At 30.9% G+C, this 16,356-nt stretch carries 17 protein-coding genes; 3 read left to right on the top strand and 14 right to left on the bottom strand.

The features are described from left to right. Positions 1-313 precede the first annotated feature (313 nt). The 7 genes from ACRD62_RS02795 to ACRD62_RS02765 all read right to left on the bottom strand — a co-directional run bounded on the left by ACRD62_RS02795 (position 314) and on the right by ACRD62_RS02765 (position 3,661). A complete protein-coding gene (locus ACRD62_RS02795; RefSeq protein WP_430818596.1) occupies positions 314-637 on the bottom strand; it encodes a hypothetical protein in 324 nt (107 codons plus the stop codon). A gap of 207 nt (positions 638-844) precedes the next feature. After that, complete coding sequence (locus ACRD62_RS02790) at positions 845-1,315, bottom strand: hypothetical protein (protein ID WP_430818595.1); 471 nt, start codon at positions 1,313-1,315, stop codon at positions 845-847. 32 nt (positions 1,316-1,347) lie between these two features. Next, positions 1,348-1,818, bottom strand: a complete 471-nt coding sequence (locus ACRD62_RS02785) for a hypothetical protein (RefSeq protein WP_430818594.1) — start codon at positions 1,816-1,818, stop codon at positions 1,348-1,350. A 63-nt stretch (positions 1,819-1,881) separates the two neighbouring features. Next, the gene (locus ACRD62_RS02780; protein ID WP_430818593.1) at positions 1,882-2,202 is read right to left on the bottom strand and encodes a hypothetical protein; all 321 of its coding nucleotides are present in this window, start codon (positions 2,200-2,202) and stop codon (positions 1,882-1,884) included. A 34-nt stretch (positions 2,203-2,236) separates the two neighbouring features. Next, on the bottom strand, positions 2,237-2,752 hold the full coding sequence (locus ACRD62_RS02775) for a hypothetical protein (RefSeq protein ID WP_430818592.1): 516 nt from the start codon (positions 2,750-2,752) through the stop codon (positions 2,237-2,239). Further along, positions 2,742-3,062 (bottom strand): hypothetical protein, encoded by a 321-nt coding sequence (locus tag ACRD62_RS02770; protein ID WP_430818591.1) that lies wholly within the window; start codon positions 3,060-3,062, stop codon positions 2,742-2,744. The genes ACRD62_RS02775 and ACRD62_RS02770 overlap by 11 nt, the downstream gene beginning before the upstream one ends. 161 nt (positions 3,063-3,223) lie before the next feature. Next, entirely contained in the window at positions 3,224-3,661 is a 438-nt protein-coding gene (locus ACRD62_RS02765) for a hypothetical protein (protein ID WP_430818590.1), read from the bottom strand. A gap of 592 nt (positions 3,662-4,253) precedes the next feature. On the opposite strand from ACRD62_RS02765, the gene ACRD62_RS02760 reads away from it, so the two are divergent. Together ACRD62_RS02760 and ACRD62_RS02755 are read left to right on the top strand one after the other, a co-directional pair. Further along, positions 4,254-4,973, top strand: coding sequence for a LytR/AlgR family response regulator transcription factor (locus tag ACRD62_RS02760; RefSeq protein WP_430818589.1), 720 nt, complete (start codon positions 4,254-4,256; stop codon positions 4,971-4,973). 3 nt (positions 4,974-4,976) lie between these two features. Continuing rightward, the gene (locus ACRD62_RS02755; protein ID WP_430818588.1) at positions 4,977-7,082 is read left to right on the top strand and encodes a sensor histidine kinase; all 2,106 of its coding nucleotides are present in this window, start codon (positions 4,977-4,979) and stop codon (positions 7,080-7,082) included. A 311-nt stretch (positions 7,083-7,393) separates the two neighbouring features. Here ACRD62_RS02755 and ACRD62_RS02750 read toward each other — a convergent pair whose 3' ends face one another. From ACRD62_RS02750 to ACRD62_RS02740, 3 genes are read right to left on the bottom strand one after another with little or no spacing between them, the layout of a single operon-like run. Beyond that, positions 7,394-8,335, bottom strand: a complete 942-nt coding sequence (locus tag ACRD62_RS02750; RefSeq protein WP_430818587.1) for a HipA domain-containing protein — start codon at positions 8,333-8,335, stop codon at positions 7,394-7,396. After that, a complete protein-coding gene (locus tag ACRD62_RS02745; RefSeq protein ID WP_430818586.1) occupies positions 8,328-8,660 on the bottom strand; it encodes a HipA N-terminal domain-containing protein in 333 nt (110 codons plus the stop codon). The genes ACRD62_RS02750 and ACRD62_RS02745 overlap by 8 nt, the downstream gene beginning before the upstream one ends. Beyond that, positions 8,657-8,878: a helix-turn-helix transcriptional regulator gene (locus tag ACRD62_RS02740; protein ID WP_430818585.1), complete on the bottom strand. Its 222-nt coding sequence runs from the start codon at positions 8,876-8,878 to the stop codon at positions 8,657-8,659. Before ACRD62_RS02740 ends, ACRD62_RS02745 begins: the two co-directional genes overlap by 4 nt. A 789-nt stretch (positions 8,879-9,667) precedes the next feature. On the opposite strand from ACRD62_RS02740, the gene ACRD62_RS02735 reads away from it, so the two are divergent. Beyond that, positions 9,668-10,780 (top strand): acyltransferase family protein, encoded by a 1,113-nt coding sequence (locus ACRD62_RS02735; protein WP_430818584.1) that lies wholly within the window; start codon positions 9,668-9,670, stop codon positions 10,778-10,780. 227 nt (positions 10,781-11,007) lie between these two features. On the opposite strand, the gene ACRD62_RS02730 is transcribed toward ACRD62_RS02735, so the two are convergent. The 4 genes from ACRD62_RS02730 to ACRD62_RS02715 form a co-directional block, all read right to left on the bottom strand. Further along, on the bottom strand, positions 11,008-11,523 hold the full coding sequence (locus ACRD62_RS02730; protein WP_430818583.1) for a tetratricopeptide repeat protein: 516 nt from the start codon (positions 11,521-11,523) through the stop codon (positions 11,008-11,010). Between the two features lie 157 nt (positions 11,524-11,680). Further along, the gene (locus tag ACRD62_RS02725) at positions 11,681-11,845 is read right to left on the bottom strand and encodes a hypothetical protein (RefSeq protein ID WP_430818582.1); all 165 of its coding nucleotides are present in this window, start codon (positions 11,843-11,845) and stop codon (positions 11,681-11,683) included. An 11-nt stretch (positions 11,846-11,856) separates the two neighbouring features. Further along, entirely contained in the window at positions 11,857-14,631 is a 2,775-nt protein-coding gene (locus ACRD62_RS02720) for an ankyrin repeat domain-containing protein (RefSeq protein ID WP_430818581.1), read from the bottom strand. 21 nt (positions 14,632-14,652) lie between these two features. Continuing rightward, positions 14,653-16,356, bottom strand: a complete 1,704-nt coding sequence (locus ACRD62_RS02715) for a TolB family protein (protein WP_430818580.1) — start codon at positions 16,354-16,356, stop codon at positions 14,653-14,655.

Below are 16,356 nucleotides of genomic sequence, written 5' to 3'. Positions count from 1 at the left end.
ATTTCTTAGCGTTTAGCATGTCGTTCGTTTTTAGTTTTCCGAAAAATAAAAACTGACATGGGGATATTTTAGGCGGAGTTTACCGGATGCTTACAAATCATTCAGTGAATTTCATCACATCATTTTTACAACTCAAATATTGTATTTACCTGATTTACATCATTTAGAAAATTCTGTATCGGTAAATGATTTAAATACTTAATATTCAATACTTTGAATATATTTTAAACATACTAAATTAGGCATTAATTCCAATACTTTATGAAGTAAAAATGTAATTTGCGGGATCATCTTCAAATTCATCAAATCTGATTTATACAATTTTATTAATCAATCCATTTATATATGTTACTTCTTCTTTAAAGTCATTTTGATAGAGGCATTCAATGATTTGATTGCTATTATAATACAAAAAAGATTGACTTACTTCCCCATGTCGATAACTTGTAATTGTACCATCATCATCATAATTAAATGAATCTGAATATGATTCACTTTCTCCATCATAAGGAATTCTAGTAACACTTACAGTCTCAAGTTTATTATCATTATTATAGCTAGTTTGGCTATCTTCTCCTTCTCCATCTAATCTTAGGTATTTTATTTCCTTTGTCCTATAATGAATTTCATCTTCCAATTCTGGTTCTGGATCATTTTTGGCCTTTTTACAACAACTATAAAAATTTGAATTAGTAATAAAGTGGTTATTGAGATAATTAAAGAATTAATAGTTTTCATGATTAGTATTTCAAAAGACTATTGACACTATGTTTTAATCTATTGCATTGTATATTGCATCTTTATCTTAAACCCAAGCTAAGTTTAAATGTGTGCGATATGGAACTTAGTTCTTTTTGGAGCAATTCCATGTTATTTTGTATTTCAACTCTTCTCCTCCATCTGTAGTTAACTTGTATTTTTTAATACTACCTGTATTTGTTGATTTTCCAAAATTAACTGTGCCAACATAGTGGTATGACCCACTTTTATAATCCACACTACCGGATGTACATCTAAAGCTACCTTCATATCCAAACCCATAAGCTGGATTAGTGGATATTTCATAATCAATATCGTATTGATCATTGTTAGTGGCTACAATTACCTTTGTATAACAATTATTATATTCTTTTCCTGTACTATATTCGATAAGATCACCAACACCGACTGTAAAACTGCCAATATAGTCCTCGTTAATTGACGAAGATTCAAGTTCATCGAGTGCTTCCTCAATCTGCTCACATGCGAAAAGTAACGCAGATAATAATACAAAACACATGAATGTAGAAGTTAATTTAAAAATGCTATGTTTCATTTTTTTTTAGTTATTTAATGTTTCTTATCTATTTAACGTGAGCAATTCCAACTATATTTTTGCTGTTCTATATATTCAAATTCTACTAGTTTATAATTGGTATAATTGCCAGAATTTGAATTAGGATTCAAGTTAATTGTACCACTCACTTTATTATTTATACCTTGTATTGTAAAATCACCAGAACCGCTGCATGAAAATGTTTTGTTATAATCACCAATTGTTAATCTTATAGTATAACCTGATGAACTTTGACTAACATGAACAGATGCATCTCCATTATTTGAGTTTGAATCATCGACATAATCAAGGATACTACCTGTGCCTGTAAAATCACCTGTTAGCGAGTGACCATAGTCATTTGCGCTATCTTCTTCCAATGAAGTATTAGTTTCCCAATCTTCTCTTTTGTCTGGTTCACATGAAATTACTGTGAATAGGATTAAAAGTAATATAATGTTTTTCAAGCGTAGATATTTATAATAATTTTTAATTGAACTCATAATCATCAGTTTTATCGAAAAAAACACTGATTTGTCATATATAGGTATATTATTTAGCAAAAATCATTTTATTACATAGGTAACTGTATTACATGATGTTACATGATTTACAACTGTATTCCATACACCTTCACTAACCCAATAACCAATTAAAACATCTCCGGCAGGAACATCTTTATATGTAATTTTGTTACTGCTTGTCCCTAGGACTCGTGCATTGGCCATGCTAATAACATACACTGTTGTAGCGGCTCCTGTATTATTGATAATAACAACTTCTCCAGTATTATTAACTTCACATTCTGGTTTATCATCATTTTCTTCACAGCATATAAATGTAAAAGATATAATAGTTACTAATAAATAGTTTAATAGGCTTTTCATACTAATTGTTTTTAGATTATTTTAAGAAAAGATTTTAAAATTTATTATACTCCATTGAGTAAATTTCATCAAAATTAAACAGGTCTTCACTAAAATAGGAGGCCTTTAATAAAAGTTCATTTTTATCATTATTAATCGACCCAGTAAATGTTGGTATTCCATTTTGATTTGGATCAGGATTATCAGGAAATGTAATCTCTATTTTATTGTTAACAACTTTATATTTTCCCTTAATAACAATGCTATTAAACAAGGCCTCTGCTAATTTTGATTTAACTGTATATGTTTGGGATATTAATTCATGTAGCTTATAAGGTTTTTTATTGATATTCTTGCTAACAGCAAATAGGCAAAAATACACGTCATCAATGTTAAATTTTAAGGTCATAGCAATGCTACGTTTCACATCTACTTTACCCGATTTATGGCCATGAGAAATATAACATTTGTAATAACCATTACTTCTAATAGAGTACTCTTTTTCTTGTGAATTCATATTACTTACGGCAACGACTAGAAAGAAGAATAATAAAGATTTCTTAAAACTCATAAACTTCATCATTTTTATCATTAGTACTGTTGTAGCATCTCACACCTTTCTCCTCATTTAATGGCTTCATATGCCAACCTATTGAACCGGATAAAATTCTGTAATAATATTTATCGCCTCTTTTTATTTCCAAAAATACTTTTCGTCCTCCCTTCATCTTCAGACGATAAGTACCTTCCTCTTGTAAGTTAATTTTAACTCTTTGCCCAGCTTTAATTTTATATTTTTCACCAACATACTGATTACCTATAAGTTTATGTATATAAAAATAGCCGTATACACCATCTCCCCATACAATATGTTTTCTCATAAATATTAGTTCTGCAATAGAATTTCCTTGGTTATGTCTTATTTCTTTTTGTCCATATGTAGTAGTATATGTAAAAATTAGAACTACAAATAGAACTATACGTGATAAATTGCTTTTCATATTTATAATAATTGATAAAGGGTGAGTAGACGATAATTATTTTAAAAGTTTATTGGTACTCCAATAGAAAAATCAAAAGCTATATCACTGCTGAATGTTTTTAAATCAGTTAAGCCAACTCCAATTTTTATATCAAATATTCCGACTTGTGCAAATCGATACCCTAATATTCCTCCTATAGGCATAGAATCTGAAACAGAATCGTCATTGGAATCCTCTCTTGATTGTGAAAGATTGCCAAAAACTGAAATATAAAAATCATTAGCCTGTGCCTTTTTGAAGTAAATAGTTCCACAAAAAATAACACCATCCATATACCCCAGACTTAAGCTTCCGGCTCCATTTTTATATTCGAAACCTCCAATTCCTGTAGACATACTATAACCACATCTAGGTATTAGAGCATTTTCTTTATATTGAGAAATTGCTGATAAAGTAGTTATCAAATATATTGATATTAGAAAGGTAATCTTTTTCATATTTAAGATGTTATAAATATTTTTAATACTCGAATATGACTAGCATAATAATAGGCACACTCTAATTCATTTACTTGCAAATCGAAGGATTGAACATTACATATTTCAGGTTCACCTGCAAAAGACGTATTATCAAAAACACATTCACCATTTGAGTCTGTTGCTTTAGTACCTAGGTTTGTACAGCCTTGTTCAAAGGTTCTAGAAATCACAGAATCATTTGTGCTAAGCTTAATTTTTACATATCCTGCAGCTTCACTTGTATCATCATTTAGCGCTTTTACAAATATTCTATAATTCTGAGGTTCTTCATTCTTATCTTCCTCTTCACAACCTATAAAAAAATGGAAGAATTAGCATAGGTAGAAGGAGCAACAATTTTCTTTTCATAGTATGATTTTTGAGTCTTAAATAATAATCTAAATTAAACTGCAATAGACTAATAACCAACTCTGAATCACGCATATTCAAAGACATTTAATAAACCGTTATGTATATTTAACCAATGATATAATTCATTTAACCAATTAAACTTCCACTTTTTCTATTTTTTGCGTAGTTTGCAAATAGATAGCCATTATAAACCTAAACCATGTATAAAGTAATTATCGCAGATGATGAGCAACATGCCATTAATCTAATGGTTGAATTGCTAAAGTCCTTTCCTACATACACTGTGGTAGATAAAGTGACTAATTCAATAAAATTGCTACCATCCATTCTTAAGAACAAACCGGATTTGGTATTGCTTGATATTAATTTTGGCAAGGACAATGGTATAGATTTGGCTAAAGAAATAAATCAACTTGAATTGAATACTGAAATCATTTTCGCAACAGCATATGCTGAACACGCGTTAGATGCATTTGATTGTAAGGCTTGTGATTATTTAATGAAACCAATTTCTATTAGTAGATTTTCGAAAGCTCTTAAACACTTTGAAGAACATAAGCATACTGACATTAATATAGAAAAATTAGTTAACAACACATTACGCTTTAATACTCAACAAGGATTTATTATTGTAAAACCCAACGATATAATCTGTTTGGTTGCGGATCAGGTATACACAACAATTCACACTCTTGATAATAAACGATACCATGTTTCAATAAATATTGGAAAAATTGAATCTATGCTAGATGTAAAGAAATTCATTAGAAGTTCCAGATCAAGTATTGTTAATATTAACTATTTGAGAGAGGTATCCAGAAAAAAGAGAACATGCATTGTCGGGCTTAACGGATACACCCAAGAAGTTAAACTAAGTAAGACAGGTACAGAAAGGTTAGAGGAATATTTTCAACAATAGATTATGAAAAAACTACTAGATCGCAATAGTTGGTTTATATATCTTTTCGTATCAATTCCTCTTGCAATACTCATCATTCTTGCTATCCCAATTAAGTTTGATCAGTATAATGTTCAGGTGTCCAATTTGAACAAAAAGGACAACAGAGACCATGGACGTGTTATGTATCATGATTTCAATAATGATGGTGTTAGTGAGCGAATTGTAGCTCATACTGATAACTTATCAAAATCGGCATGTTTCCAGATGCATGATTATAATTCTAACCTATTAGGACAAATTAACTTAAAAGGTAATCTCAATGATAACTTTAACAATTTTGCATTAGGACCAATATTTGACAATGATTTTGATGATATAGCATTACTAACCATCAAACAAGATTCAATATTTTTAAACTACTGTGATATAACCATCAATAAAAAACATGGTAACATTGAAGGTCAACCACAGTTTATCTTTATAGACCAGATTCGAAAAAACAAATTCGGAGCTTATGATTTTACTTATAATATAAAACTACATGATTCAAACAATGATGGAAAACTTGAAATCTATATAGCAATCTTTTCCGGTTATTCCATACAACCTCGTAAATTATATATGTATGATGTTCATAATAAAGAACTACTAAAGAGCAATACAGATGGTTCATGTGGTAACAATCATATTTGGTTTACAGATCTAGACAGAGATGGAATTGATGAACTGATAGGAGTATGCTATGCTCCGTGGAATATATCAGATACAACTAGATATAAATATCACGACCAGAATAGTTACTGTATGGTATTTAATAACGACTTAACCTTTCATTTTGACCCAATTATTAATCACGGAGGTTATACCTCATTTAACTTTCAAACTATTGAAAACAACAAAAACAACATCTTTGCTTTATTAAAGACTTCAGCATCTGATAAAAGGGAACCTCAATCCTTAAAATTGTATAATCATAAGGGCGAAGTTGTAAGACAAACCAACTTACCCAAACAGGATCGTAATAATTCAATTGCTATATTACCTGAATTTAAAGACAGTATTATCTGGCTCCTTAATCCCAAATCGTCTAATATCACCATATTAAATATACAATTTGATACTATAAAGACAATTGATATTCCTGTTGAGGGATTTGGACTTAAACACCTCTCCTTGACTGATCAAAAACAAAGTATTTTATTCACAAATCTTGCAAATGGGATTGTTAACATATGGTTTGAACAGAAGACCTTTATTCCAATTAATAATATTCCTCCTTGCACACCAAAAGCAATTGAAATCTCATTAATAAAACATCCTTCTTTAAAAATACCTAAGATTTGTATTTTTGAAGATGGATACGAACACATCATAACAATTAACAAAAATCCATATTTTATATATAGGTTTCCGTACTATCTAACAATTGCTATTGTAGCCTTCTTTCTTGTCTATTGGGTATTGAATGATCAAAAGAAAAGAATAATCAAACGATTTGAAGAAAAGGAGCGTTTAAGGGAATTAGAACTGGCTTCTACCTATAATCAACTCGATCCACATTTTACATTCAATGTCTTAAATGCAATAGGAGGATCAATAATGATGGGCAAAAAGGAAGAAGCGTATGAGTACTTTGCCAACTTATCAGAACTTATCAGATTAACTTTAATAAAAGCCAAAGATTCAGCCAGAACACTTAAAGAAGAAATCGACTTTGTGAGGAAATATCTTGAAATTGAAAGATTCCGGTTTGGTTCAAAATTAGATTATAGTATCGACTTAGATGAATCAATCGATATAGAGATTGAGATACCCAAAATGCTTATACAAATTTTTGTTGAAAACGCATTGAAGCATGGTATAACCCCTAAAGATGGAAATGGTCAAATTAGCATCTCAATCATCAATAAAAATCAAACGATAAAAGTCACCATTGAAGATAATGGTATTGGCAGGGCAGCAGCTAAATCGTATAATATCAAATCAACTGGTAAAGGTTTGCAGGTGATGAAGGAGTATATTAATTTATTCAATGATCAGAATAAAAGAAAAATCAATTTTAATATAACTGATAAATATGATACTGAAGGCGTAGCAATCGGAACGAAGGTTGAAATTACTTTCTAGATAATATATTTCGTATATATTGACTGATACATCAACATGTCAAATCTTTTATCATTTTTCAGCAACAAAATCCCTATATCCAACTAAATATCAATCACTTTCAATACAATTCATTTTTGTACCCCATATGAACCTCATTTACCATTAATCACTCTTTTTCTGATATTTAGTGTTTCTATATCGGAAAGTAATTTAAATATTTAACATTCAATGTTTTATAAACATTTCAAATGTACTAAATTAGGCATTTATTCCAATACTTTATGAAGTAAAAATGTAATTTGCGGGAATATTTACAAGCATTACTAATATTATTCAAAAAGTTTAGAATACCTGTTTTCAAGCATATCTCTATAACTCTTTTTCATTTCCTCAGATAAAAATGATTTATTAATCCATTTATAGGCTGTTGATTGATTCTTAATAAAACGCTTATAAACTCCTTGGATTTGCTTTTTATTGAGACCAAGATCAGAACCAAATGCATCAAAGGTAGCTTTGGTTAACTTTTTCTTTTTTCCACTTAAAGTCAATGCCAGTTCTTCTGTATCTTCAGGAAGTATAATAGATACATTTAATAAGTCATAAGCAGGAGATAAAATCCACTTTCTATTTGATAATACCATTGAGAAATTCTTCAAGTGCATATCATTATTGCCAGTCAAAAAACTGAACAAAGTCAACTCAAACAAATACAATTTATCCAGGAGTGGATTAGCTGAATATTCATTAAGAGCCTTACCAATCTTTTCCATTGATCCCTTGTATTTATCAAAGGCTTCTGTTATTTGAAACATATCCAACATATGTATCCTCTCTCCTTTTTCTGTTCGATCAATCCGCTTGGTGATATATGAAAGTTCACCTGACTGTAATCTAATCAAACTGGATGGAACTACATTGATTCCAAAACTTTCAGCAATACGCATTGTCAAGTGTTCATTTGCCGGCATTTCAGGATAATCTAATGATGCTGGTTTAAAAATATAATTACCTCCTAAGGCATCAACAACAGTCAATCTTTTATCCGTTCTATCCCTAGATTCTTCAACTACACTCATTGAAAGCTTTGGCTGAACACCGGGAACAGTTACACTCCGCTCAACTACATTTTTTGCCAACTCCGCCATTTTATCCAACCCATAAGGAATAACAGGAGGTTTTGCAGTTCCAAAAAAGAGTTGACTACAAGATTCATGGAACTCACCTCCTTTTTCCACCTCTTCATAGCAATACAGGCACTTTTTAGTCATCTTCTTCTCTTATTGGTAAAACGCTAACAGCTCCTATACAATTTTGACAACAAGCCAACAAAAGCCCCATTCGATCATTTTTATTTATCTTCCAGCTATTTGAGGCTATCTCTAACAACCAACCTTCAGGTATTAAACACTCAAAGAATGGGAATAGTCTATTGGATTTGTACACCTTATCAATGACAGGCATTGTAAAAGTCAAAAAGAAGTCAGGATAATTTATTACATACTCCTTATTGTAGGTAAAAGTATACTCTCCTTCATCTGATTCAACCAGAATACCTGCAAGTCTATCGTTGTATAATACTTTTGCTTTTCTCATTCATCTGAAGTTTTCTCCAATTCCTTTGTATTTACCGGAGCCAGTTCATGCCCAAACATTGCTAGAACCTGATTAACTTTGTCGAGATTCAAATTACTTTTACCTTGTTCAATTTTTCTGACAACAGTCAAAGCTACTCCTGCCCTATCTGCAAACTCTTCCTGGGTAAGATTCACTTCTTTTCTTCTTTGCTTTACAAATTCTGCCAGCTTTTTCATTATATGCATTTCAATATAACTACTCAAATATAGTCAATTTTATATGTTTTCTCATATAATTAAAGGATTTTTACATGATTTATATGCAAAGGAATATAATTAATATACAAAGAAGGAGAATATTGAATTGAATAATAACTATTTTTGAAAGTTAGGATAAATAACCGGCCAAATTATCACCGATGTAAAGTCATTCAGAAATTCTGGAAATACCTGAATTTCCTTACATCATTTTTACAACTCAAATATTGTATTTACCTGATTTACATCATTTAGAAAATTCTGTATCGGCAAATAGGTAGGGAAAACAAATGACAAACCATGAAGAGTTAATTTAAAAATCCTAGTCTTAATAAGTATTACAGCCACTTTTCATATTACCACTTTAGCACACATTAGCATTTTTGGACATAAGTTTGGTCACTATTTGTACCTCAGTTGCATTTAATTTAAACGAGGTACAAATAAGGTCAAATTATGAAACATTTTGAAACAAATTTAGGAGGTTGAATTATAATCTCAGGAATATATGGAAATGAAAATATTCAATTTCATAAATGCTATAAACTGCAATCTTTCGATACTTCCTTAAAAATTAGTCTCCTTCGTATGAGTAAAAAGCAAGGTGGACTTTTATATAATTCATAAAAAATCAAATATTCATTTAGGCGATTTCTTGAATCACAACGAATGTAATCGTAGTTGAAGTTATAATTATTCAACTACGATTAACTTGAAATGAAAGAACTTAAAACCAGCTGTGGGATTAATTAAGATAATATAAAAAAAATGGAAACTATAAAGATAGAAACAAAGCCACATTATCAGATATTGGATGGACTTAGAGGGATAGCTGCTATTATTGTGGTTATATTTCACCTTACAGAGCCACTTGCCAGCGGTCATCTTGACAATATTGTAAATCATGGTTATCTGGCAGTTGATTTCTTTTTTCTCTTATCTGGTTTTGTGATCGGTTATGCATATGACGACAGATGGAGAAAATTAACCTTTGGTGGTTTTCTTCGTCGACGACTTGTTCGCCTGCAACCACTCGTTATATTGGGCATGACTCTCGGAGCTATGGGCTTTTACTTTACTGATTCAACGATTTGGCCACTAATTCATACTGTACCTGTTTGGAAATTAATCATTGTAATGCTTATAGGTTATACGATTTTACCCATTCCTCTTTCAATGGACATACGTGGTTGGGAAGAAATGCATCCTCTCAATAGTGTTGGCTGGTCATTGTTATTTGAGTATATAGCTAATATCTTATATGCAATAGGAATAAGAAAACTATCGAATAAAGCATTAGCCTTGTTTGTTATGTTGGCCGCTGGATTGCTAATACATTTAGCTATAACAAGCCCCAATGGAGACATTGCTGGCGGTTGGACACTAAATACAGAACATATGCGTATTGGAATAATCCGCACTTTGTTCCCATTTTTTGGAGGTTTGTTATTATCTCGTGTATCTAAACCAATCTACATTAAAAATGCTTTTTTATGGTGTAGTCTCTTGCTTGCTGTAACACTATTTGTGCCAAGAATCGGAGGAACAGAATATCTTTGGATGAATGGATTATATGAATCATTTTGCATCATCATTATATTTCCAATCATTGTATTTATTGGCGCTGGAGGTGTATTACATAATCAAATATCAAAAAGAATCTCTAAGTTCTTAGGTGATCTTTCTTACCCGTTATACATGACACATTATGTTCTTGTTTATTTTTATGTTGCATGGGTAAGCAATCATAGTGGTATTACATTATTGCAAGCCATGCCATTTGCATTATTGACATTTACAGGGGCCATATTATTAGCTTATGTAAGTCTAACGTTTTATGATGAACCAATAAGAGCCTGGCTGCATAAGAAATTGAGGTAAGATGATCATATTTGTGTAGTCATTAGTTTGAGTAATGCTACAGTTTATCATGACCAAATTGGAATATACTCAATAAAAGCCAATTGTATTACTACCAATGTATTACTTTAAAGTAAGATCAAATAAATTAATTATAGAAACAGCAGATATTGGTAATTACTAAATAGTTTAATGTGTACTATCATCAACCTCAGCAATATTTGAAAATATGATGAAAAGATTTTTTTTTAAATTCTTTTCATCATATTTTCAACTTCTTTAATCTGAGCTGTCAGCATCTTTTGTTTATCCAGTTTCTTGGCATCCATCAAGTGAATTTTAGCAAGCTTCTTATTTCTCTTTGATAAATAGAAACCTGCAAGACTTAATTTTGCCATTGCCTGATCAGCTTTCAAATGTAATCCTGTCGACAAGGCCTTTTTCAGACTTTTCTCAGCCAAGGATAATTGTTGAGTTTGAGCTTGCGATAAACCTAACAGATAATAATAATATGCCGTTTGACGTTTTATCATATTTTCCGGGCTCTTCACCTTCGATAGTACTTTTTCTGCTTTTGCAAACTTGTTCTTCCTGATAAAATAGAATGCCAGCAGATTATTTTCATTTTTAAAATGAAACAATACAAACAGCAAGCCAACAATAACCGAAATTACTCCCCAGCCAATAGAGCCATAAATAAATAGAAAGACTGATGTTAATACTAAAAGTGTAGCTATTATTAATCGAATGTATTTTCCTAACATGTTTCGTAATTATATGTTTTACGATGCAAAACAATACAATTTTCGAAATAAAACAAGGTTTTTAGAGCAATCATTCTATGTAATATTCGTATTGATTTGTGCAGCAATCACCTAGATTTACTGTTTGTAATCAATTTTAATAATTAGAGTTTAATTATTATACAATTAAAGAGAGATATTGATAAACTTCAATAAGATTAAGTTTACTGTTTTTATGTGCATCGACCATTGTGTTTTGAGTAAATGCAATGGTAAGGTCTAAAAAAACAATAATCAGTAATAATATCCATTTCATATGATCATCATTTCTAAATTTTTGCATCTTAAATATCATTACTCAATATCACACATTACTAAAGTACCATAAGAGGGTTCAAAAAACTTTCTGGAAAGTTCAATATGGTATCTTTTACCTTTCCCTGAAATAATATTACCACTGGCGACCACTTCTAATTGATCAGATTTAATTTGCTTAATAGTAACGTGAGATCCGGCTATAATCTCCCGATTACTGATTATCTCCATTTCTAAAAAACCTCCATTCTCAGCAATAACAAAACCAATATATTCTTTTGGAATATCCTCTGCTTTTACTTCTATGATCTGAATAGTATCCTTCTCATTAATAGTAGTTGTAAATTGATAGCTACCCTCGCCATAAACCGGAAAAAACTCAATGGCGTTTTCAGTTATTTGATAATTAATCGACCTGTTTCCTTCTTTTTCAGGATTTACAAATACGATTGAATCAACCCTCAACTGCGCTCCATCATATCCAACAATATCAATGACATTTATGCCATCTTTCATTATTTTTGGCTGAACAATTGCCAGGATTTTATTTTCCTCATTTCTATTATTATCCAACGCCATAATACTCTCCTGCTCTTTGGCTACAATAACATCTTCTTTCAAGGTTTCTGTTTCTTTCTCTTCTTCAACATTGCTTTCCTGAAGTGCATTATTCGACAGTTGATTTATTTTTTCATATACAATTTCTTTGTTAACCTTAGGGTTTGAATTTTTAGTATCAGCGATAGATTTTGCACTTGCATAGGAGACTTCAAATAGTCTTTCTTTATTCAGTTGTTCATTTGAAAGTTTAATCTCTTCATTTTGCATTCTGATAGAACTATTTATCTTATCCAATTCTAATTTAATTCTTTTATTGTGGGCATCTGCCTCTGCTTTGGCCTTATCCCTGGCAACTTGTTTAAGTTCTTCATTAAATTCATTGTTTCTCTTATTTTCCTTTTTCAACCCTGATGGACCTACATAGAAATCGTGCCAATCTTTTAATTGGTAACCAACATCATTGTGAGACTTAAGTGAAATAAGTGTTTTTGGATTTTCTTTTAACACAACCCTTACATTTGCCAGTTGGCCTTTTTTCAGTAAAATATTCTTATTAACTGTTTTAAAACCCTTTTTCTGAATCTCAACCAGATAACTCTTATCTAATCTAAGATAAGCTGATAAACAATTACCTTGCCCGTAGCATGTTCCATTAATATAAATAAAAGCATCATCTGGTAATGCGGTGATATTTATTCGGCTATAGTTATCCTTAAGAAAAGCTTTATCATATTTCTCAATAATATTTAGATATTTATCCGATTTATCATAAATAAACAAACATGCTTCTTTTAGTTGATCAGGTTCTACTTTCTTCACATACTTAAGGGCTTTATCAGGACTTTTTATATTTGCTAAGAGGTATGATGCAACATTATAATTTCCATTATCCAATGCTATATTTAAGGCTGTTATACCATTATTTGAAGAATCCACAAATCCCAGATCTAATCCTTTTGAATGCATTAACTTAGTACATTTAACAGCATCAACTGCAGCCATATGAAAAAGCAATAAATGACCATTTTTTAATATAGTTTCTTTATTGGGATGATTGTCAATTAATAAATCAAGTATTTTATCCTGATCATTCTCGATTGAAACTATTATTGGCGTTTTCCCATTCTTCTCAAGTCCTAAATGAAAATTATTTTCGACACTTTCCCTAATAAAAGACACGTCTCCTTGTTCAATCGATTTAAAGAACTCATTCAAAAAAACATCCTCTACTTCTACTTTAGACATTTCTACTTCTGGATCATCATGATCAAATTTATCAGCAAGCAATACATAGAACATTTTTTTTATGATATTCTCTTCTAACTCCGATTTAAACAAATAAGCATGAGCATCGTCATTCTTTTCAGACAATGCTGCATCTAGAAAGAGATTGGTTGCATCAAGTAATTCCTTATTTCCAAATTTATCATACAAACCTTTCTTTCTTTTCGCGATTGAGAGATAATTACCATTCGTATAAGTTGTTTGAAAAGACAATACTGGTTTAGCACATTTTGGATATAACCAATCGCTATTATAGACATTATAATTCTTATTTACTTCCTTAATAAAACAATCATGAAACTTATAACATTCATAATAATAATCCTCTTTACTTTCATCCTTCTCATATGCAAAAGCTCTAAAAAATTGATCTTTAGAATCCTTATTTTCTTTAATAATTGATTCTTTAATGGGTTCAAGTTTATTACTAAGGTTCATTCTTAAATCAGCTTCCGCTTTTATTTCAATATCTCTCATCTTTGCTTCATATTTTTGCTTTTGCTTTTCTTGAGCAGATGATATAACCAGTTCCTTAAGAAAAAAATCTACCGTACTATTATTCGTTGTAATTTTATTGTCTGCAGCAAGCTTAGCAAGACTTTCTCCCAAATATCTAATATCACGATCTATCCTTTCTTTATTAATTTCCGTTTCTTCTGCTATTTCTTCAGATAACTTTCTACTTAGTCGTTTGTACTCAGAAATAAGAATTTCAGGATCCTTTATATGAATATTTGCTGAAGTTTTTTGAAGTAACCTGTTTTCAAAATTACTTTGCTCTAAATATGTCTTTGTCAGATCATTCCAGTATAAACCGAAGTAAGCTACTTCATCATTTACATTTAAAACATTTGATAAGAGTTTATTTGTAAAAACATTGTCTATAAGCTTAATACCTTTGTTATTTTGTGCTACTAAACAAAATATGAAAAAAAACTCAATCAGAATAAAGAAAATGATCCGATTCATAAGAAAGTATTTTAACTATTTTCAATTAGATAATCTTAATAAGTAAATTCCATAGATCGGGTTCCCCCTATCATCTTTATCTCTATTCGATTGAAATACAATAGTACTTGCATCAATCCATTGAGGATGACGATCAACCATAGGATGTGTAGTTAATTGTTGCAGATTGCTTCCATCCACATCCATAACCCAGATATCACTATTGCCGCTTCTGTTTGAAGTAAATAAAATGCGTTCACCATTAGGTGAAAAAGCAGGTTCATAATCATCTGCCTGATGTGAGTTTAATATAGTTGGACGAAAAACACTTTTCCCTTCCAACTCTACAATCCATATTTCATAATTACCTGTTTCGTTTGAACAGAATACGATTCTATCATCATCCCTGATATCAGGAAATAAACCAGGTCGTAATTGTGTACGGCTATCATCAGATAAATCAAGTAAATACATCATGTACGGATCACTATCATACATTTTAGCACTAAAAATCACCCTACCATCCGTAGAACAAGAACCACTTAAACTAAAGTCAGGATTCTTTTCAGCCATTTCCATACCTGAAGTCATAATAGTCAATCCAGACCCCCTATTTGTTGAAAACACATGCCAGGACATCGGATTATATAAATTAGCAAAAAAACCGACTCTTTCATCATCATTTAACCAAAATGGATTATAGATTGAACGACCAGACATTATTTGAGTTTTTTGCGTTTCTCCCCCATTACGTCTTGCATAAGTATCTTTAAGATATAATTCACGATTACCAGATCTATCACTTATAAATGATAACATCTGACCATTCATCGACACACTTGGACTAATATTATTGTAATTACCTGACACCAACAATTCTAAACTATAATTGATGAGATCTCCCATGTTTTGTTCCAGTATAGAACCTTCTGAAAATGAAAAAGTCCCTAATGCATCTATAGAAGTTTTAAACGAGTGCCAACCATTAAATTCACTTGACCATCGTGTAGTCCTAACTATTTTTAGAATAGGATCATAATATTTTGCACGCACCCTACAAAAATATTCATGATTAGGATATAGAATAGGCATTTTAATAATGATACTGTCACCTAATATAGGTGAATAGGTTCTCGTACCAACAGAAAAATCAGATGCTTCTGAAATTTGAAAGTCATAACTTATCTTACTAAGAATAGGCTCCACAAAAACACCATCTTTGTTTAATATTTTATATGGTTCATTCTTAAGTTTCCAGAAGTCCCACTTCAACACTGGCTGAAGCGTATCATAAGCCATTTGTTCCTCATCCAATAACATTTTGGGTTGCTCACCTGCCAAATCAATCGCATCCTCAGCAATTACAAATGAATAATCACTTTGTATTTTTTGCTTCTCATGAGACCAATCTGTATTAATGTATACAGTGCCATTATTTGTATACATCCCCTTGACAGTCCAGAAGTACCTTTTACCCAATTCAAAGAATGGATAGTTAATGGTGATTTTATTTTTAGTTGTTTGTAAAACCAGGCTTAAGTCATCTAGAAAATCCGGTGATTCTGAGACTTTAACTTCGTAAATAATATTTGTTCTATTTAGCTCTTCCCAAATCAGTACCACTGAGGTTTGTGTAATAGACTTATTATTTACCGGACTTAATATCTTTGGTCCTCTGGCTGCAAATACTGAATATGTACTAAATAAAATTAAGAATAAAATGGTGCCAATCTTGTAGTGACTCAT

The sequence above is a fragment of the Carboxylicivirga caseinilyticus genome (assembly GCF_050589785.1).
Lineage (GTDB): Bacteria > Bacteroidota > Bacteroidia > Bacteroidales > Marinilabiliaceae > Carboxylicivirga > Carboxylicivirga caseinilyticus.
This window is presented reverse-complemented; position numbering and strand designations above follow the sequence as displayed.

What these genes read in the sequence shown, in the direction of transcription:
- ACRD62_RS02790 (WP_430818595.1), bottom strand. Translation starts at nt 1,315, where the DNA reads ATGAAACATAGCATTTTTAAATTAACTTCTACATTCATGTGTTTTGTA.
- ACRD62_RS02785 (WP_430818594.1), bottom strand. Translation starts at nt 1,818, where the DNA reads ATGAGTTCAATTAAAAATTATTATAAATATCTACGCTTGAAAAACATT.
- ACRD62_RS02780 (WP_430818593.1), bottom strand. Translation starts at nt 2,202, where the DNA reads ATGAAAAGCCTATTAAACTATTTATTAGTAACTATTATATCTTTTACA.
- ACRD62_RS02775 (WP_430818592.1), bottom strand. Translation starts at nt 2,752, where the DNA reads ATGAGTTTTAAGAAATCTTTATTATTCTTCTTTCTAGTCGTTGCCGTA.
- ACRD62_RS02770 (WP_430818591.1), bottom strand. Translation starts at nt 3,062, where the DNA reads ATGAGAAAACATATTGTATGGGGAGATGGTGTATACGGCTATTTTTAT.
- ACRD62_RS02765 (WP_430818590.1), bottom strand. Translation starts at nt 3,661, where the DNA reads ATGAAAAAGATTACCTTTCTAATATCAATATATTTGATAACTACTTTA.
- ACRD62_RS02760 (WP_430818589.1), top strand. Translation starts at nt 4,254, where the DNA reads ATGTATAAAGTAATTATCGCAGATGATGAGCAACATGCCATTAATCTA.
- ACRD62_RS02755 (WP_430818588.1), top strand. Translation starts at nt 4,977, where the DNA reads ATGAAAAAACTACTAGATCGCAATAGTTGGTTTATATATCTTTTCGTA.
- ACRD62_RS02750 (WP_430818587.1), bottom strand. Translation starts at nt 8,335, where the DNA reads ATGACTAAAAAGTGCCTGTATTGCTATGAAGAGGTGGAAAAAGGAGGT.
- ACRD62_RS02745 (WP_430818586.1), bottom strand. Translation starts at nt 8,660, where the DNA reads ATGAGAAAAGCAAAAGTATTATACAACGATAGACTTGCAGGTATTCTG.
- ACRD62_RS02740 (WP_430818585.1), bottom strand. Translation starts at nt 8,878, where the DNA reads ATGAAAAAGCTGGCAGAATTTGTAAAGCAAAGAAGAAAAGAAGTGAAT.
- ACRD62_RS02735 (WP_430818584.1), top strand. Translation starts at nt 9,668, where the DNA reads ATGGAAACTATAAAGATAGAAACAAAGCCACATTATCAGATATTGGAT.
- ACRD62_RS02730 (WP_430818583.1), bottom strand. Translation starts at nt 11,523, where the DNA reads ATGTTAGGAAAATACATTCGATTAATAATAGCTACACTTTTAGTATTA.
- ACRD62_RS02725 (WP_430818582.1), bottom strand. Translation starts at nt 11,845, where the DNA reads ATGCAAAAATTTAGAAATGATGATCATATGAAATGGATATTATTACTG.
- ACRD62_RS02720 (WP_430818581.1), bottom strand. Translation starts at nt 14,631, where the DNA reads ATGAATCGGATCATTTTCTTTATTCTGATTGAGTTTTTTTTCATATTT.
- ACRD62_RS02715 (WP_430818580.1), bottom strand. Translation starts at nt 16,356, where the DNA reads ATGAGTCACTACAAGATTGGCACCATTTTATTCTTAATTTTATTTAGT.